The 19,296-nt window shown below is 57.1% G+C and carries 15 protein-coding genes; 6 read left to right on the forward strand and 9 right to left on the reverse strand.

All coding sequences use genetic code 11. The features are described from left to right. Positions 1-45: 45 nt before the first annotated feature. The 5 genes from KIH86_RS21280 to KIH86_RS21300 form a co-directional block, all read right to left on the reverse strand. On the reverse strand, positions 46-261 hold the full coding sequence (locus KIH86_RS21280; protein ID WP_038693240.1) for a YezD family protein: 216 nt from the start codon (positions 259-261) through the stop codon (positions 46-48). A 253-nt stretch (positions 262-514) separates the two neighbouring features. Then, complete coding sequence (gene cysW, locus KIH86_RS21285) at positions 515-1,378, reverse strand: sulfate ABC transporter permease subunit CysW (protein ID WP_223084388.1); 864 nt, start codon at positions 1,376-1,378, stop codon at positions 515-517. A gap of 20 nt (positions 1,379-1,398) precedes the next feature. After that, positions 1,399-2,235, reverse strand: a complete 837-nt coding sequence (gene cysT, locus KIH86_RS21290; protein ID WP_223084389.1) for a sulfate ABC transporter permease subunit CysT — start codon at positions 2,233-2,235, stop codon at positions 1,399-1,401. A gap of 97 nt (positions 2,236-2,332) precedes the next feature. Then, the gene (locus KIH86_RS21295) at positions 2,333-3,451 is read right to left on the reverse strand and encodes a sulfate ABC transporter substrate-binding protein (RefSeq protein WP_223084390.1); all 1,119 of its coding nucleotides are present in this window, start codon (positions 3,449-3,451) and stop codon (positions 2,333-2,335) included. Positions 3,452-3,719: 268 nt separating this feature from the next. Next, positions 3,720-4,577, reverse strand: a complete 858-nt coding sequence (locus KIH86_RS21300; protein ID WP_223084391.1) for a patatin-like phospholipase family protein — start codon at positions 4,575-4,577, stop codon at positions 3,720-3,722. 295 nt (positions 4,578-4,872) lie between these two features. On the opposite strand from KIH86_RS21300, the gene KIH86_RS21305 reads away from it, so the two are divergent. Both KIH86_RS21305 and KIH86_RS21310 read left to right on the forward strand, forming a co-directional pair. Next, positions 4,873-5,274, forward strand: a complete 402-nt coding sequence (locus tag KIH86_RS21305; RefSeq protein ID WP_223084392.1) for a MerR family transcriptional regulator — start codon at positions 4,873-4,875, stop codon at positions 5,272-5,274. A 131-nt stretch (positions 5,275-5,405) separates the two neighbouring features. Continuing rightward, complete coding sequence (locus KIH86_RS21310) at positions 5,406-7,712, forward strand: alpha/beta hydrolase family protein (protein ID WP_223084393.1); 2,307 nt, start codon at positions 5,406-5,408, stop codon at positions 7,710-7,712. Positions 7,713-7,791: 79 nt separating this feature from the next. On the opposite strand, the gene comX is transcribed toward KIH86_RS21310, so the two are convergent. The 3 genes from comX to KIH86_RS21325 form a co-directional block, all read right to left on the reverse strand. Continuing rightward, positions 7,792-7,998 (reverse strand): competence pheromone ComX, encoded by a 207-nt coding sequence (gene comX / locus KIH86_RS21315; protein WP_223084394.1) that lies wholly within the window; start codon positions 7,996-7,998, stop codon positions 7,792-7,794. Between the two features lie 36 nt (positions 7,999-8,034). Then, entirely contained in the window at positions 8,035-8,994 is a 960-nt protein-coding gene (locus KIH86_RS21320; protein WP_223110658.1) for a polyprenyl synthetase family protein, read from the reverse strand. A 93-nt stretch (positions 8,995-9,087) separates the two neighbouring features. Next, positions 9,088-10,140, reverse strand: coding sequence for a lactonase family protein (locus KIH86_RS21325; RefSeq protein ID WP_223084396.1), 1,053 nt, complete (start codon positions 10,138-10,140; stop codon positions 9,088-9,090). 249 nt (positions 10,141-10,389) lie between these two features. Between KIH86_RS21325 and KIH86_RS21330 the strand changes: the two genes are divergently transcribed. The 4 genes from KIH86_RS21330 (at position 10,390) to KIH86_RS21345 (ending at position 17,019) form a co-directional block, all read left to right on the forward strand. Continuing rightward, complete coding sequence (locus tag KIH86_RS21330; protein WP_038693228.1) at positions 10,390-10,647, forward strand: GlsB/YeaQ/YmgE family stress response membrane protein; 258 nt, start codon at positions 10,390-10,392, stop codon at positions 10,645-10,647. A 197-nt stretch (positions 10,648-10,844) separates the two neighbouring features. Then, positions 10,845-11,351: a CcdC family protein gene (locus KIH86_RS21335; protein ID WP_223084397.1), complete on the forward strand. Its 507-nt coding sequence runs from the start codon at positions 10,845-10,847 to the stop codon at positions 11,349-11,351. 497 nt (positions 11,352-11,848) lie between these two features. Further along, entirely contained in the window at positions 11,849-15,835 is a 3,987-nt protein-coding gene (locus tag KIH86_RS21340) for an S-layer homology domain-containing protein (protein WP_223084398.1), read from the forward strand. Positions 15,836-16,059: 224 nt separating this feature from the next. Next, on the forward strand, positions 16,060-17,019 hold the full coding sequence (locus tag KIH86_RS21345) for an L-lactate dehydrogenase (RefSeq protein ID WP_223084399.1): 960 nt from the start codon (positions 16,060-16,062) through the stop codon (positions 17,017-17,019). A gap of 185 nt (positions 17,020-17,204) precedes the next feature. Here KIH86_RS21345 and KIH86_RS21350 read toward each other — a convergent pair whose 3' ends face one another. Then, positions 17,205-19,205, reverse strand: coding sequence for a methyl-accepting chemotaxis protein (locus tag KIH86_RS21350; RefSeq protein ID WP_223084400.1), 2,001 nt, complete (start codon positions 19,203-19,205; stop codon positions 17,205-17,207). Positions 19,206-19,296: the final 91 nt, after the last annotated feature.

Genomic DNA, 19,296 nt, shown 5'->3' on the forward strand with positions numbered 1-19,296 from the left:
AGCAGGGTATGATTGCAGTAATGAATGATGAATCCGTTTCGTAAGTTATCCTCTTCCCGCGGCGCGGGCGTCCTGACGCCGTCCTCCCGCATCCCCGCTGTGCCTAGCAGGGGTATTCTCGAACCGCTTACGCTCCGTACGTTCCATCTGCACAATCTGACCCTCATGGACTACGATGTGCAGAGAACCGAATTCCATGTCGTCCAACAGCCCCGCAATTCTCTCGAGCCAAATCCCGTCTACCTTCAGCGGTTTAGCCATGCTTTAAGCCTCCCTCTTTCTTAACACAGCGGATATGATTTCCGGCACTACAAAACCTTGATTTCCAAGTTGTATACTATGATTTAAATTAGCACGATGCCTTTTTTCTGTCAATATCAAAGTATACTCTTCCCTGCATTTTGCATCATTCACAAAAATAAAGACTCCATGGTGTAATATAGAGACAGACACAGCCATGCTGATCTCTATATTGCCGGTTTAAAACCGCTCCATGGAATGATGCAAAAGACTCCTATTTGAGATTCTTCCGCTCCAGCCAGCCTTTGATCAGCATCGTCGCCAGCGCCAGCAGCAGCAGCAGCGAAGCGACCGCAAAGGAGGCCGAGAATTGATATTCGTTATACAAAATCTCGACATGCAGCGGCAGCGTATTCGTCTCTCCCCGGATATGGCCCGAGACGACCGAGACGGCGCCGAATTCACCCATGGCCCGGGCGTTGCACAGAATAATGCCGTACAAGAGGCCCCATTTGATATTCGGCAGCGTCACGCGGAAGAAGACCTGCCAGCCTTTGGCGCCCAGCGTCAGCGCGGCTTCCTCCTCCTGCGTTCCCTGATCCTCCATCAAAGGAATCAATTCCCTGGCTACGAAAGGGAACGTCACGAACAGCGTAGCCAGCACAATGCCCGGCAGCGCGAACACAATTTTAATGTCATGGGCGGCAAGCCACGGACCGAACCATCCATGAGCGCCGAAGACGAGAACGAAGATCAGGCCGCCGATGACCGGCGATACGGCAAAGGGAAGGTCGATCAGCGTGATGAGCAGTCCCTTGCCGCGAAATTTGAATTTGGTGACCGCCCAGGCCGCCGCCACGCCGAATACCGTGTTCAGCGGCACGGTAATGCCGGCGACGAGCAGCGTCAGCTTCAAGGCGGAGGCGGCGTCCGGATCTCTCAGAGCCGCCCAGTATACGCTCCAACCCTGCTTCAGCGCTTCGGTAAGCACCAGAATGAGCGGAAGCACGATCAGCCAGATCAGCACAAGGCCAGCCGCCCCGATCAGCAGCCATTTCACCGCCGTTGATTCGCTTGCAGCAGAGGATGCAGCGCGGGCTTCGCCGCGCGAGGCGCGAAGCGGTACAGTTCCTGCCATGGTTTACTCCTCCTTCCCCGTCATCTCGAGCGGTTATGCGTCCAGCGCTGCAGCAGATTGATAACCAGGATCATCGCAAAGGAAATCAGCAGCAGAATCATCGCCACTGCCGTCGCCCCGGCATAATCGTACTGCTCCAGCTTCGACATGATGAGCAGCGGCGCGATTTCCGTGCGCATCGGCATATTCCCCGAGATGAACACGACGGAGCCGTATTCACCGATCCCTCTGGCGAAAGCCAGCGCAAATCCGGTGAGCAGCGGCGGGATCAGCTCCGGCAGTATTACTTTGCGGAAGATCCGCCAGCGTCCCGCGCCGAGCGTGGCCGCCGCCTCTTCCGTGTCTCGCTCCATATCCTCCAGCACGGGCTGAACGGTGCGCACGACGAACGGAATGCCGATGAACATCAATGCCAGTGTAATGCCGAGCGGCGTATAAGCGATCTTGAGACCAAGCGGCTCAAGCTTAGAGCCGATCCAGCCGTTAGTGGAATAGAGCGCCGTCAGCGACACACCCGCAACCGCCGTCGGCAGCGCGAACGGCAGGTCGATCAGGGCGTCGAAGATCCGCTTGCCCGGGAAGCGGTAGCGCGCCAGCACCCAGGCCAGGAGCAGGCCCAGCACCCCGTCGGCCAGGGCCGCAGCGGCGGCCGTCGACAGGCTGACCCGGTAGGAGGCCAGCACCCGGGGGTCTGACGCCACGTCCCATAGCTTCGACAGCGTCAGTCCCGTAGAATTGAACAACAGCGCCGCCAGCGGGATCAGTACAACGAGACTCAAATACAGAACCGTATAGCCCATTGTAAGTCCGAATCCCGGTAGCGTGCCGCGCCGGACCGTTTTGGCAGTGACATTCATGGCATTCGTTCATCCTTTCCTTGCGCCTTCGGCATCCGTCGGCCGATCAGCATCCCATACCGCCGCGGTCGTTTCCGCACCCGGTTGTCCTTACGTCTTACTTGCCGGGAACGTAAATCTTGTCGAAGACACCGCCGTCGTTAAAGAATTTCTCCTGCGTTTCCTTCCAGGTTCCGAATTTGTCGGCCAGCGTGAACAGCTTGATCTCCGGGAACTTGGATTTGTATTCTTCCTTCACGCTGTCCAGCGTTGGACGGTAGTAGTTCTCAGCCGCGATCTTCTGGCCTTCTTCGCTGTACAGGTATTTCAGATAGGCTTCCGCCACTTCGCGCGTGCCCTTCTTGTCGACTACCTTATCGACGACAGCTACCGGCGGCTCCGCCAAAATGCTCTCCGACGGATAGACGATATCGAATTTATCCTTGCCAAGCTCGTTCACCGAGAGATAAGCCTCGTTCTCCCAGGCGATCAGCACATCACCAAGTCCCCGTTCCACGAAGGTTGTTGTCGATCCGCGCGCCCCGCTGTCCAGCACCGGCACATGCGTATACAGGTTCTTGACGAACTCCTGGGCCTTCGCCTCATCATTGTTGTTGTGATCGAGCGCGTAGCCCCATGCCGCCAGGAAGTTCCAGCGGGCTCCGCCCGAGGTCTTCGGATTCGGCGTAATGACCTGCACGTCGTCCTTCAGCAGATCCGACCAATCCTTGATGCCTTTCGGATTTCCCTTGCGGACCAGGAACACGATGGTCGAGGTGTAAGGCGAGCTGTTGTGATCGTATTTGCTCTGCCAGCCCGAATTGATCAGTCCGGCCGTCTCCAGAGCATCGATATCATATCCAAGCGCCAGCGTCACCACGTCGGCTTCCAGCCCGTCCTGAACGGAACGGCTCTGCTTGCCGGAACCGCCATGCGACTGCTTGATCGTTACTTTTTGTCCGTGTTCTTTCTCCCAATAAGCCGAGAAGGCTTTGTTGTAGCTTTCGTACAGTTCGCGAGTCGGGTCATAGGATACGTTCAGCAGCTCTACCGGGTCCTTCGACGCCGGAGCCGTCGATGCCGCCGCCGACGCCGGAGCCGCGCTGCCCGCACCTGCGGAAGCTCCGGCTGACGACGATGCGCCGTTCTCCGAATTGTTTCCGCCGCAAGCCGCAAGCCCCGTCGTAAGCAGCAGCGCAAACCCCGTCAGCAATCCTTTTCTCCATCCTTTTTTCATCTTCAACACTCCCCCGTTTTTTAGGTTTTCTTCCCTGACATCCCCGTTTTAGTTGCAAAAAAAGACAGAGGAACCCCGTAGGCGCGCAAGGAGGCTAAAAAAGCCGCTATACGTCCTTAACATGGGTTCCTCCGTCGGTACGGTAAGAACAATATTTATTATTCCTACCCAATTAGTGGGTTATGGACTTATAATACTGTCGCTCTCCCTTGTTGTCAACCTTTTATTTGCAAAAAATAGGCTTCCGCCAATGGGAGCAGACACCTTCTTACCACATCCGCCGCACGGCCTTGGCAAGCCCTCTTCCCTGCGCTCTTCCGGCTGTTGCAGCCGGACCTCTTCGGCTTGGATCGTACGGATTGGGACCGATTGCTTCAGCGCTATTCGCATCTGGAACGATCAGGCTCACCTTCGAGGCTTGCTCCAAGGCCGCCACATCTTCAGCCGCCCCCGGAATCAAGCCGTATCCTCCAGGCATCGGAGCCAGGATCACGATTCGCTCGTACCCCTCCGCCAGACGCGCATTGGCCGGTGAGACCATGCCTCCGTCAATCCACGCCCTGCCTCCGGCATGCACAACCGGCCAGACTCCCGGAACTGCGCCGCTTGCGCTCACCGCTTCAATCAGGGACAGGCCTGATTCCTTGCCCAGGACATGAAGCGCTCCGGTATCCGCATCAATGGCGGTTACCCGGAGCTTCTCCGGCCATTCCTCCGTCTTCAGCCGGGCCTGCACCGCCTTGCGGCGAAGCTCGGGAGACACCGGAGCGGGAAATCGCTTGGCCAGTTCTCCAAAGGCAAGTCCAACTTTCCCGGGGTCGCTCCCTCCCGTAATGAACGCGTTCCGCCAGGCCTCCCGGACTTCGGCCCCTGCGGATGCTGAAATCTCCGCTTCCGCCGGCTCCGATTGGGCAGCGAACAGCTCGCCCAAGCTGCTGCCGGAAGCCAGAGCGGCTCCGACAAAGGAACCCGCCGATGTTCCGAATACCGCTTCCGCCTTTCCGAGATCAACCCCGGCCTCGGACAGGCCCAGCAGTACGCCGATCTCCCAGGCCATTCCCGTTACCCCGCCGCCGCCCAGGACCGCTGCGCGCATCCCGGCTTCCGGCTGTATGGATTCATGCATATTCCTTCAGCTCCCTATATGATTGTGAATGTCAGCCCCGGCTGCTGCTCGGGCAGTCTCTCTCTGCGCATCGTGCATCATGTGTCGTATATCGTATACATCGCGCACCGTTCGCCTCGTTTAAGGTTTAAGTTGTCCGAACGGAATCTTCTGATCCGGCAAAAGGCAAATGAGGGCAGATAGAGGCAAATGTTAACTGTTCCCCAAGCTCTTGTCACCGGTCCGGGCTGCGGTTACAGTATAAACTATAAAGTATACTTGAAGGTCAAATCCTTTTCTGTATAAGGAGAGTACGGTGAAGATTCAGACATTAACCCAAATTAGCGGTCTCAGCGCGCCGGCCATCCGTTATTACGAGAAGGAGGGGCTGCTGGACGAGCGTCATGTCCGGCGGGAAGCGAATAATTACCGCGAATATACGGAAGAAGCCGCAGAGCATCTACTGTTGATCAAGAGGCTTCAATCCGCGGGATTTACGCTGTCCGAGCTTAAGAAGCTGATCCGGGAGAATGATGCCCACGGCTTGTCTCTGCCCAAGGTTATCGAGCTTCTTCAGGAGAAAATCTCGGAAATCGGCAGGAAGCAGGCCGAGCAGGAGCAGGTTCAGGGGCTGCTCTCCCGGATGCTCCGGAACAAGCTCGCCCGGCTGAAATCGGGTGCCGGAGCGCCTGAGGACGATCTCTTCCAAGGCCGCTAGCCGCGAAGGGGCATGCTTGATCCGGATGTGGAGCGTGGACGGAATGATTCGGATATTCGAATGATGCAACATGCTGACACATCTTAGATACGGGGACTGTTGTCCTACACCAACCGGGGGAAGAAGAACTCATGAATATTGAACTCAGGCTGCCGCCCGCGCCGCCGGAGAGACGGCGGCACAGACGCGCGGCGCAATGGTTGGCGCGCCGGCTTCGGGACACGGCGCGCTATGATACGCCTTTATGGCGGGGAGCCCTGCTGGGCCCCTGGCTGATCGGCTTCGCAGCGTTCACCGCCGTCCTCCTCGGCATGCCGACAGGCTTCGGCAGGCCCTTCGACCTGATGCTCGCGGCTGCGGCGGCCGCGATCCTCCTGGCGGCCGCCGGCTACCCTGCCGCCGCGCTTCTGTCGCTGCTGGGCCTGCGGCTGCCCCGCCTGTTCGCCGCCTGCGTGCTGGCCAGCACCGGCGCTGTTCTCGTTATCCTGCTCAGCTCGGATATCGCACTTCCCGCCGCCGCGGCCACCGCGGCAGCAGCGGGAGCAGCCGCCGCAATCGGCGGCTGGGCCTGCGGCCTGATCCGCACCGGCCGGCGGCTGCCGGGCCTGGCGCTTCTGGCCGCGCTTGCCGGCGCCCTCCTCCTGATACCCGGAGGGCCGGCTTTTCAGGCCGGGTTCACTGCGGAATCCGGCGCAGATGACAGAGACGAAGCGGGCAGCATCGCAGCTGCCGGCACTGTAGACCCGCTGACGGCGCCCAACCCCGGATTGCCCGGATCATATGCTTATCGCACTTTCACCTACGGCAGCGGCTCCGACCGGCACCGCCCTGAATTTGGCGCGCAGGCCGAGCTGATCTCGGAGACGGCGGACGCCTCCTCCTACACGAGCGGATGGACGCGGCTGCGCACCTGGTTCTGGGGCTTTGGCCCGGATGCGCTGCCGCTGAACGGAAGAGTCTGGATGCCGGAGGGTGACGGACCTTTTCCCCTGGTGCTCATCGTCCACGGCAATCACAGCATGGAGGAATTCTCTGACAGCGGGTATGCCTATCTCGGAGAGCTTCTGGCAAGCCGCGGCTTCATTGCCATATCGGTGGACGAGAATTTTCTGAACTATTCCGCCTGGTCGGGCATTCCGGAGAACGACTACAAGCTGCGGGCCTGGATCATCCTGAAGCATCTGGAGCAGCTTGCGGCGTATGGCGATACGCCAGGCAACCCTTTCTACGGCAAAATCGATTATTCCCGTACCGCCCTGATCGGCCACAGCCGGGGTGGCCAAGCTGTAGCCATGGCGACCGACGCCGAGCGCTGGTTCAGTTCCGATCCCGTGCTGCTCTCATCGGAGCGCTTCCGGATCTCGGCCGTAGCCGCTCTGGCCCCGACCGACCAGACGGTAGACGGAGAGCAGGCCGAGCTGCAAAATATAAGTTATTTGACGCTGCACGGCGCCCATGACGGAGATGTGCATAATTTCTATGGGGATCGGCAATATGTCCGGGCCTTCTACTTGCCGGACAGCACCGCCTTCAAGTCGTCGCTATATATCGGCGGGGCAAACCACAGCCAGTTCAATACCGGTTGGGGGCTGAATGATCTGTCGCCGCCCGCCGGCCTGTTTCTAAGCCGGAGCGATATTATGGAAGGAGATGAGCAGCGGCGGATAGCCAAAGTGTATATTGGCGCCTTTCTGGAGACGACGCTGCACGGCAACCGCGCCTATTCCGGCCTGTTTCAGGACTACCGCAGCGGACTTTCATGGCTTCCTGCCGGGACGTCCTATTTCAATCGCTACCAGGACGGCGCGCTGACTCTGATCGCCGGCTTTGACGAAGACAGGGATTCCGATACGGCTGATCTTGGGGCCTCGGCAGCTTCCGCCGGACTTCGCATTACCGAAGAGATCATCAAGGACCGGGATGGCGGAAGCAAGGACGCCTATGGCGTTCGGCTGGAGCGCAGCACGGCCCCGGATTCCAAGTCAGAAGGCTATTACCGTCTGTCGCTTCAAGCGGGGCCTGTTATAGATCAAGTGCTGTCCGAAGCGGAAGGCTTTACCTTCTCCATGTCCAATCTGAACGGACCGACCGGCTCAGAATCTCCGGAGATCGACATCGAGCTTACCGATACCGCCGGCGCTGCCTCCCGGGTGTCATTGTCGTCGGTCATGACGCCGCTGCCCCTTCCCCAGACCCGGTTTACCCGCAGCGCCTGGCTGGAGAAGCAGATCGCTGGCGGCAAATTCGTCAGCCCCACCGAAGATGTCTTTCAAACCTACCGGATTCCGATCGCGTTGTTCCGTCAGAAGAACGCCGCCTTCGACCCGGCGCATCTGAAAGCCGTCACCTTCTACCTGCGAGGCGGCGGCGATTCGGTGATGCTTGATGATATCGGCTTTTACGGAGGCCAAGGATCAACTCCTCTCGGCCTCCTCTAGAGGCCCCCTTACATGAACAGCCCTGATCCGGGGCATTCCGGATCAGGGCTGTTCGGCTTCGTTCTATATGAAGGATAAATTACAGCGCTTTGACGGCAGATGCTTCCGCAACGGAGTTCCAGACGCCCAGTTCTTCAGCCTTCATGACACCGCGGTCGGCTGCGAGCGCGTCAGTCAGCGCTCTCCGTTCGATTTCGCTGATTCCGGAAAGCTCCAACTGGCCGTTCTGTACACGATGGGCTGCGGCAGAATCCTTCATCAAGCTATGGATCAGTTCTTTTAACATGATTAATTCCCCCAATCGATTAGTTGCGCCCTTGGCCTATTCGGCCAGAGCGAGAATACGGTTTTTCCAGTAAGCGTCAATGTCCAGCTTGTTAACCAGTTCAACAAAACGGTAGCTCCGGGTACGGATCATGACCGAGGTGTACAGATAAGCCCCCGTCTCCTCCAATGCCCGTTCAAACTCATCCATGCGGCCGATCATCTCTGCCGGCTCCAGCGTTCCGTCAAAATAGTCCGCGATCCAGCGGTTGTTCTCCGGTAAATACTGCAGCAAATACAGGGTGGACAGCGTCCGCTTGCGGCTTAGAAGATCGCCTTTCTGCCGGTTCAGCAGATCATTGACATCGTTCTTGATCTGCTCGGCTATGCCCAGTTCCTCGGCATATTCGGCTACCTCTTCCTTGATCTCGCCCGTTGCCAGCACCGTGCCGATCATGCAAGCCGCTACGACGAAGCCCGCAGACTTCTCCCGAATCATGGCCAAATAATCCTCTTCGTCCCGGATTTCGTTCAGAAGATCGGTCGTCTGCCCATTCAGGGCCGCAAGGGTGCTTGCATTCATGAAACGAACAGCGAGGTGGACCCTTTCGAGCGGGAAACTGCAGGTAAGCAGGAGCTGCTGGGACAGAATCGTCATTCCCACGGCGATATTAAGCGCCAGTTCGGGACTGATTATGTTCCAAGCCGAGCACTGATCATCCCGATCCTGCAGATCGTCGATAATATCGGCGCTGAGGATCATCAGTTCAACCGCCGCTGCCGCCCGGTACACAGCCGGATCGCTTCCTCCGAAAGCACGATAGTGCAATACGGTCAGCTTGCCGCAGGGCATCCCTCCTCTCAGTTTCTCTTCCGCACAGGCAAGTGCCGGCTCTTGCAAAGACGGTACCTGGAAATAGTCCCGTACGGCTTCCCTGATTTCCCTGCCTACGAATTCTGCAAAATGCTCCATTCTGCCCTCGCTTTTACGCTTCTTCTGTCGTTTCCATCCTGTCATTGCTAGATATTCGATCTTTATTTACCAATTCCTTCTAAGCGACAGCAGACTTGTCCATTTTTTTTGAATAAGCTCTGCTGGAGAGGCCGTCTCCTAATTCACCGGCACGATGCAGACCGGCGAATTGATGCCGAGCTCATTGCCCGTCGGTATCAGACGTCCGTTCTCGGCGTCGATCCGGAAGGAAGTGATGTTGCCGCTGCCCTGATTGGCAGCCAGCAGCCAGCCCTTGCAGATTGCGAAGTTGCGCGGCGTACGCCCGCCGGTGAGCTGCCAATCGGCAGGAGACAGCAGGCCGGTTTCGCTGTCGATATGGAACAGCACGATACTGTCATGCCCGCGGTTCGAGGCATACAGAAAGCGGCCGCAGGGAGAGACATGGATATCAGCCGCCGTATCGTCACTGCCGGGCACATAATGCTCGGGAAGCGTAGACACATGCTGCAGAGCTTCCAGGGTGCCGGCCCCGGTGTCATGGGCGAAGACCGTGACCGTGTTGTTCAATTCGCTGACGCAGTACACCCGCTTTCCGTCCGGATGGAATGCCAGATGCCTCGGCCCCGCTCCTTCCGGCAGAGACACTTCGCGTTGAAGGACAAGCGATCCGCTCTCGAGCTGGTACAGCATAATCCGGTCAAGCCCAAGATCGCATACCATTACCCGTCCGCTGCCCGGTTCCGGGATAATGGAATGAGGATGCGGCCCCTCCTGACGGTCTGGACGGACTCCGGCTCCCTGATGCCTGACGTTCGCGGTCATCGCTCCCAGCGAACCGTCCGGATTGACCGGATATGCGTTAATATTGCCGCCGGAATAATTAGAGACGAGCACATACCCGCCGTCCAGACTGACCGACACATAGCAGGGATCTGCCCCTTCGGTTGCCCGGCTGCCCAGAGGAGCAAGCTCCAAGGTTTCAGCGTCCACCTTATAGGCCGCGGCTTCTCCACTCCCCTTCTCGCTGACGGCATACAGCACCTGCTGACGGCTGTCCAGGGTTATGTATGACGGGTTCTCGATGCCCGCAGTTCCTCCGATTCTTCTCATCTCTCCATCCTTTACGTTTAAGGCGCACAGATGGATGGAGTGCTTATCGGCGGGACCGTAGGCTCCGACATAGAACAGAATTTCATCCGGATGCTTCATGAGAGAGCTCCCCCTTAGGTTATCTTATGTATGGGCTTCCGCCCTCTTCTTTATTACCCTGACAGGCAGGGAGGAAACGCGGCTATACGATAGCTTTTTCTTCTTCTGGTTAGCCGCAGCGTCCTTTACTTTGAGTCTTCAGCGTGCATAACCCCCTCTTTTTTGGGAAAAACAGGAGCTGATTTAAACCCTTCACTTGAGGTTAATAGTTAGCATCCAAGACAATAACCCTAAAGGAGCTGAAGCAACATGAGTTTCATATGGATGCTGATAGTTGGCGGAATTATTGGTTGGCTGGCCGGTCTCATCATGGGCAGAGATATTCCGGGAGGCATTATCGGCAACATCATCGCCGGTATCCTCGGTTCTTGGCTGGGTGGTTTTCTCGGTGATTGGGGTCCGCGTGTCAGCGACTTCTATGTTCTGCCATCCCTGATCGGCGCAATCGTTCTGATCGCAATCGTCAGTCTCGTCATGCGTTCCATGGGCGGACGAACCCGTTCATAATCAATGTACCACTTCGGTTTTGAAAAAGAAAATCACGCTGTATTACCGCAGGCTTCAGCCTGCGGTTTTTGCCATATAGCCGAAAGCGCCGCTCTCCCGGACAGCCCGCGGGCGGACATTTAGGTGCCGGAAAGCTTTTCTGATATAATGGAAGCAGCGCATATACTTTCACTTCCATTAAGAGAGGACCGTGAGTCATGGGCAGCATCAATCCGTCGTACCTGCATATCGGCTCTACACTTGGCGCTCTGTTCATGGCGCTGATGGTGATCTTCATCCGATTAAAAGCAAGCGACCGCCCCGTTACTATCCGAAAAATCATTATCCCCCCTCTGGGCATGTCAACCGGGTTCATGATGTTTATCGTTCCCGAGGTCCGCGTCCCCCTTTGGTGGGCATTGATTGCTTTTGTGGCAGGCTGGTTTATCTTCGCATACCCCCTGATCCGGACGACAAGCTTTCATCAGAAAGAGGGGCTCATCTACGCCAAGCGCTCCAAGAGCTTCGCGCTGGTGCTGCTCGGTCTGCTGCTGGTCCGCACCCTATTGCATGAATTTATCGACCGGTATATCTCGATTCCGCAATCGGGCGGCCTGTTCTTTATTCTGGCATTCGGGATGATCGTGCATTGGCGGGTATTCATGTACAGAGCCTACCGCACAATGATCCCGGCAGACACGGCTCTTCCCCGGCAGACTCCATAATCGCCGGGCCGGAAGGCCTCTCCATACAGGCTGCCTTCCTTTATACAGGCTATCTCTCTCAAGGACGGCGGTTCCTCACCTTCACGGTTAGGAATCGCCGTCTTTTTTATACTGTCGGCCGCTCCTGCCCCGTACTATCGGTTGTTCCTTCCCATCCATTCGTTAAGGTGTCCGCTTCAACGCTATGAACTGCATAGGCTAACATGTCTAATTTCATAGGGATAATTGTCAAATTAGGATAGGATTTTTCCTTATTGCTTCTGTAATGAGTCAAAATTGTATAGGTTTTTTAGCGTGATTTACCGGGTATTGGCAGACATCTGATTGCCATATAATTTGAACTACGTCAACGGAAACCGCTTACATAAAAGGCGGATGCGCCTGCCTGAGCTAGCGCCGAAGCCGGAAGACTGTTTGTTCTAAGGTCATGCCTGTCTGCAACTGTAAGCGGATTCCGTGACCGGTGGGAATCATCATCCAAGTCAAGGAGGTATAGAATGTTCAAAAAAATGCTAAATGTGTGCCTGGCTGCGACGCTTGCTCTTCCTATTGTTGGAAGCGGTTACGCAGCTGCGGACACAACCGCTCCCGCTTCGCCTTATTCGGATGCGGTCAAGACCCAGCCCTACAGCTGGGGAAGAGCGGCCATCGTGGGCGGCGGTTATGTGCCCGGAGTGATCTTCAATCAGACGGAACCGGGGCTAGTGTACGCCCGCACCGACATGGGCGGCGCCTATCGCTGGGACGAGTCCACGTCATCCTGGAAGCAGCTGCTTGACTGGGTCGGATTCGACAACTGGAATATGGCCGGAGTGGAGAGTCTGGCCACCGACCCGGTTGATCCGAACCGCGTATATATCGCGGCCGGAACGTACTCCAATTATTTTACGGATCAAACCGGCGTCATACTCCGCTCAACCGACAAAGGCGAAACGTGGGAGGGTACCCGGCTGCCGATCAAGTTCGGCGGCAATATGCCCGGACGCAATATGGGCGAGCGCCTGGTGATCGACCCTAACGATAACCGGGTCATTTATTTCGGCGCCCGCAACGGCGAAGGTCTGTGGCGAAGCACGGATTACGGCGTGACCTGGAATAAGGTGGAGTCCTTCAATGTTCCGCAGGACGCCAAGGATTACTACGGCGGAGAGTTTGGGGCGGTGTGGGTAACGTTCGACCCTTCGACCGGCAAACGGGCCAACTCTTCGACAGGGGAAGCGGCCTCCGTGACACAGTCCGTCTATGTAGGCGTGGCCGACACGGACACCAGCCTCTATCAGACGCTGGACGGCGGAGCAACTTGGGAGCCGATTCCGGGCCAGCCGAAGCAGGGCTTTCTGCCGATGCACGGCGAGCTTTCTTCCGACGGCATGCTGTACGTGACGTATAACAAAGGCAGCGGCCCATATGACGGCATTCCGTGGGATGGCACCTCTGTAGGAGCCGTCTGGAAGTACAATACCAAAACCGGAGAATGGACCGATATTACGCCTCCTGTGCTCGCTCCGACCGCAGGCTCAAGCGTTCCATCGTATCCGTTCGGCGGGCTGGCGGTAGATCCTTCCAACCCGAATACGATCATGGTCGCTACGATGAATGTATGGTGGCCCGACGAGCAGATCTTCCGCAGCACCGACGGCGGCGCAACCTGGCAGTCTTTCTGGCGTATGGGAGAAGGCTACTCCCGGGTCAATCAATACACGATTGACTATTCGCTCTCCCCTTGGCTGGATTGGGGAAAAGCGTCGGGTCCGACCGATGTCGAGCAGAATCCGAAGCTCGGCTGGATGATCGGCGATCTCGACATCGACCCGTTCAATCCGGATCACTTCTTCTATGGAACCGGCGCGACGCTGTTTGGCTCGAACGATCTGACCAACCTGGACAAGAATGAGACGGTAAGTATTTCCGTCTATGCCCAGGGCATTGAGGAGACGGCGGTCAACGGCCTGATCGTTCCTCCTTCCGGCGACGCCAAGCTGATCAGTGCGCTCAGCGACATCGGCGGCTTCCGTCATACGGATCTGACCAAGGCGCCGGAGATGATCACCAACCCGACCATCGGTTCCAGTACGGATCTCGACTTCGCCCAGGACGATTCCAATCTCATCGTTCGGGTCGGCAACGGGGATGGAACGGCAGCCCGAATGGGCGTGTCGACCGACAACGGCGCCACCTGGACGCCGGCGGCCAATGCCTGGACCTCGGATTCCAGCGACAATACGGGCGGCGGACATGTCGCGGTATCCGCCGACGGCGATTCCATTGTCTGGTCGCCTTCCGCTGACGCGAGTCTCGACCGTCCGGTCAGCTATTCGAGAGACAACGGTCAGACCTGGACCGCTTCCGCCGGCATTCCGCAGGGAGCCTTCGTCTACTCGGACCGTGTGAACACGCATAAGTTCTACGGCTTCTCGGAAGGCAAATTCTATGTCAGCACCGATGGCGGCGCGACCTTCAGCGAGACAGGCGCAACCGGCCTGCCGAACAGCCTCACCAGCAAATTCAAAGCGGTATCGAACCGTGAGGGCGATATTTGGCTCGTGGCGACGAAGAATAACGAGCATCCTGAATACGGTTACGGAGTGTTCCACTCCACCGATTCCGGCGAGAGCTTCACGAAGCTGGACAGCGTGGAGGAAGCTGTCATGATCGGCTTCGGCAAGGCTGCCGAAGGATCGGATTACGATGCGATTTATATCAACGGCCGCGTCAACGGCATCTTCGGCTTCTACCGGTCTGACGATGGCGGTGCAAGCTGGATTCGCATCAATGACGACCAGCATCAATATGCCAACGCTACCCAGGCGATTACCGGAGACCCCAACGTCTTCGGCCGGGTGTACATCGGAGCGAACGGTTTCGGCATCATTATGGGCGATACTGCAGGCAGCATTGTCGAACCGGAAGCCGGCGGTCTGACCGTGACCTCCGCCGACCCGGAAGGCGCAGCGAATGACGGCAAGACGCGCATTACCGTAACGCCGGATGTTTATGACGGATACCAACTGGTCTATCATAATTTCGGCAGCAGCACCGTCACAGTTCCTCGTGTGAACGATACGCTTAGCGGCTATGCCGATCTTCCGGAGGATGGCCTGATTCCGGCAGCTAACGGCGATCATATCGGCGTAGCGGAGATTAACGCCAGCGGCGGAGTCCAATATTTCGGCCAGACCCTGGCCGTCGTCAGCAATGAGCCTGCCGTTCAGCCATCGGACGCACCATCAGCAACACCAACCCCGTCAGCCACGGCGACCCCTTCGGCTGATGGAAGCGGTACAGGAACTGCGGCGACACCAACTCCTGCAGCTTCTCCGGCTCCTTCCGCACAGGTGGCGGGCGGCAAGGTAACGATTACCGCGCCGGTCGGCACGGACGGCAAAGCTCTTGCAGCCCTGTCTGAAGATCTGTTGAACCAGGCGGCCGCAGGCAGCAGCGACAAGGCGATCACCGTCGACATCAAAGCCCCCGGCGCTACGGGTGGTGTAACAATTAGTCTGCCAGCCAGTCTCCTTGGCAGTCTGCAGGCGAAGTCCATCTCTACCGTTCATTTCAATCTGAACGGCGTAACCTTTACGCTTGACACCGGCCTTCTGAAAGGCTCCACGCTAAGCTCCGGCAGCGTGCTACAGCTAGCCTACAGCTTGCCGGGAACTACCGGTCTGTCTCAAGCGGCCAAAGAAAGAATCGGCTCGTCCCCGGTGTATGATCTGTCGCTGACCGTAGATGGCGCACCTGTGTCCTGGCAAGGCCGCTTGGTCAGAATCAGTCTGCCCTACACCCTGAGTGCGGGAGAGAAGGCCAATCAGGTGGTCGCATACTACCTGAATGATAACGGCGGTCTTGAAGCCGTCAAGAATTCCCGGTACAACAACGGCGCCGTGACCTTTGCGCCGAAGCATTTCAGCAAATACGCAGCGGCTTCCTCCTCTGTCTCGTTCACCGATACCGGCTCATACGGCTGGGCGCAGGACTCCATTGACTTCATGGCCGCGCGCGGAATCGTATCCGGCTACGGAGACGGCAGCTTCAAGCCGAACGGAAGCGTCACAAGAGCTGAATTCCTTCAAATGCTGACCCAGGCTCTTGATCTGAATACAGCGGGCGCTGTCAGCAGCTTCACGGATGTGAAATCCGGCGCCTGGTATTATTCTTCCGTCGCATCCGCCCAGAAGCTTGGCCTTGTTCAAGGCAAGCCGGACGGAAGCTTCGGTCCCGGCGACCTGCTGTCCCGGCAGGATATGGTCGTCATGCTGAGCAAAGCCCTTCAGCTTCAAGGCGTCAGCGTTACCGGTTCTTCTGCGGTTGCTTTCTCCGACAGCGCCGACATCTCGGCCTATGCACGCGAGAGTGTGGCTAAGGCTTCTGCAGCCGGACTGATTTCCGGCCAGGGCAATAACCGCTTCGCTCCGCACAGCGGCGCAAGCCGGGCGGAGGCATCCGTCGTCATCGGAAACCTCCTTCAGTATTTGGGGATGTAATACATTGATCCGCTAATAGGAAAGACCCGGCAGGCATGAACAGCGCCTGCCGGGTCTTTTGGCGCTTACACCTGCCTTTTAACTTTCATGAAACACAGCGGTAACATGTACCTTTTTTCACCCATGTCAGGTAACTTAACCGCAAATAAGGTAAAATATAAGCACAGACCGGACTTTCGGACCTGAAGAAATGATGCATTCAAGAGAAAAGCGAGGATGGGCTTATGAAAAGCAAATCAAGAAAAGTGGCGATCGTCGGCTCCGGGATGGTCGGCTCCAGCTGCGCCTATTCCATGGTCAATCAAGCTATCTGCGACGAAATCATGATGGTCGACCGCACTTACGACCGGGCGATGGCCCAGGCGCTCGATTTGTCGCACTGCGCGGATTTTATGGGAACAAGAACCAAAGTCTACGCCGGAACCACGAGCGATTGCGGCAGTATGGATATTGTGATTTTGACGGCCGGAGCGAACCCGAAGCCGGGGCAGACCCGGCTTGATGTGCTGGATGAAGCGGCGGTCATTACCCGCGGCATTGTGGAACCGATCATGGCAAGCGGCTTCGACGGGATCTTCGTGATCGCCGCGAACCCGGTTGACATTGTAACTTATCTCGTATGGCAAATATCGGGGCTTCCCCGCCACCGGGTAATCGGAACGGGAACCTCAATCGACTCCTCACGGCTGAAGACGCTGCTCTCGGAGGTGTTCTCGATCGATCCCCGCAGCGTCAACGGTTATGCTATGGGAGAACACGGCGAATCGCAGTTTGTCGCCTGGTCGCATGTAACAATCGGCGGCAAGCCGATTCTGCATATTCTGGAGCAGCACCGTGAGCGCTTCAAGCATCTGGACTTGAACGATATCGCACGCAAGACGAAGGATGCCGGCTGGGAGATCTTCACTCGCAAGGGCTCAACCCATTTCGGAATCGGCAGCGCGCTGGCTTATATTACCCGATCCATTCTGAACGACGAGCATAAGATCATCGCGGTCTCCGCCATCCTGGACGGGGAATACGGCCAGAGCGGCATCTGCATCGGCGCGCCCGCCATCATTGCCGGCGAGGGCATTCAGGAGCTGCTTGAACTGAATCTCAATGAAGAGGAGAACGCCAAGTTCCTCTCCTCGTGCAATATTATCCGCGCCGGAATCGACAGCCTGAATCCTGCCGGAGCCTAAGCGAACGACCACCCAACGTATTCACGTTCCGGTTCCGCTGCATCTGCCGCAAGCGATAGCAATTCGCGGGCAGGCCGGCCTCCCGGCATTTACCCGGAGCATCCCGGAAGACAAACATGGGGCGATCCCGTAAGCCATATAATGGCTGGGATCGCCCCTTTGATATGCTGCCTGGATGACCGGATTTATTTGGCAAAACGCTGGATTTGACTCTCCAGCTCGCCCATCAAACCGTTCATCTGCTGGACGGAGATCGCCATCTCCGCCATCAGCGCCACCTGTTCCTGCGAGGACTGTACGACCTCCCGGGATTTCTTCGTGGACTTACTGATGGAATTGTACATCTCCGCCATCGACGCATTGATCTCTTCAGTGCCCGCCGAAATCTGCTCCGTCGTCGCCGATACATCCTGCATCTGAAGCGATACTTCCCGGATGGAGGCTCGGATATGGTCGAACGATTCTCCGGCATCCCGCATTTTGGAGATACCTGCCTCGATCTCTCCCATATTGCCCGTCATGGATGCGGCAGCCGTTGCCGTCGTCTCCTGTACCTCATGTATGAGCTCCGAAATGCTGGCAACGGATTGGCCGGTCTGCTCGGCCAGCTTCTTGACCTCCTCGGCAACAACGCCGAAGCCGCGGCCATGCTCGCCGGCCCGTGCGGCTTCAATGGATGCGTTCAGAGACAGCAGCGATGTCTGGCTGGCGATATCCGAGATCACATGGACAATTTCGCCGATCTTGGCCGAATGCTCGGTCAGACGATCGATGAGCTCGGATGTCTGACGCGCCGATGAGCCGATAGCGTCCATTTGCTTAAGAGCGGAATGAATTACGACATAGCCTTTGTCTACTTCCTCCGTCACTCCGTCGGCACCCTCGGACACTGTGGAAGAAGATTCCGCGATCCGCTGCACGCCCACTGCCATTTCCTCCGTAGCTCTGGCGGACTGCTCGACACCGACGTACTGGCTCTCCATTCCCGCCGCCGTCTCCTGAATATCCGAAGCCATCTGCCCCAGGCTGTCCGAAGAATACTGGACCGCTTCCAGCAGCGTACTGGATGAGAACGAGACTTCGGAAGCCGTGTTCCTGATATTGCCCACAATTTCCGAGAGCGACTGCGCCATGTCGTTGATGCCGGCGCTCAGAAGCCCGATTTCATCCTGGGAGGTCACCTCCACCCGTTCATTCAGATGACCGTCTGCCAGCCGGGTAACCGAATTCGCGACAGCCGCGATCGGCTTCGTTACACGCCGGGTAAGGAAGAGGGCAACCGCTCCAATGATAATAACCGCGAGCAGCACGATCAGCCACGTAAGGATCTGTGCCCGGTTCACGCTGCTGTAAATTTCAGCCTCCGGGACAGTAATAAGAAGTCTCCAGTCGGTACCCGGGATTTTCTCAAAGTATGTAATAACCGTCTTGCCGTTCTCCCGGTAAGTTTCGGAGCCGTTCTGTTTACCCAGGATATTCTTAACAGCCTTTTTGCTGTCCGACGATGTGGCGAAATCCGCTATCTTCTTGCCGATCCGCTTCTCATCGGGATAAGCGTAATACTGCCCTGCTCCCGACACAACGGAAGCATAGCCGGTCTTCTTCAACTGAATGCTCTTGCTCATCTCGGTCAGCACTTCCGGAGTCACCGAAAAAGCGATGCCGCCCGCGAACTGATTGCCAGAGTCCGTGAGCGGCACGATGACCGGTATAATATATTTCTTCAACGCGTCCAGATAGGACATTTCGTTGACCGCCGGTATCTTCTGCTCTTTCGCCTGGATGAAATATGCCGATTTGCTCATATCCGAAGTCATCCCGAGGGCATTGAGCAGCTGTCCGCTGCTGCTGATCACACTGTAGCCCTCCGTCTGCTTGTCGCTGTCTTCCAGCGTCTGGAGAACCGGGAACACCGTATCAGGCTTGCTCAAGTCCATCTCCTTATGCTTCGCAGCCAATTCCTGAACGGCAGAAGTCTTGGCATCCAGCCATTCCTTGATTCTCATGCTGTTGGACTGTAGAATCTGCCTCGCCTGTTCCTGGCTCTCCTCCCGCGTGACTCCTCCGAAATAACTGATGAGAAAGATGGTTACCCCCAGCAACGGCACAATGGCTACCGCAAGCTGGGCCAGGGACCATTTCGCGCGAATCGACAGCGGTCGGCCCCTGAATGAGATTGATTTCATAGCTTTCCCTCCGAATATAAATATTTCCAAACACTTATATCGGAAAGATTCGACAATATTATTAGAAACAAGGAAATAATTTCAGGACTTC

Source organism: Paenibacillus sinensis (assembly GCF_019904155.1).
Taxonomy (GTDB): domain Bacteria; phylum Bacillota; class Bacilli; order Paenibacillales; family Paenibacillaceae; genus Paenibacillus_AQ; species Paenibacillus_AQ sinensis.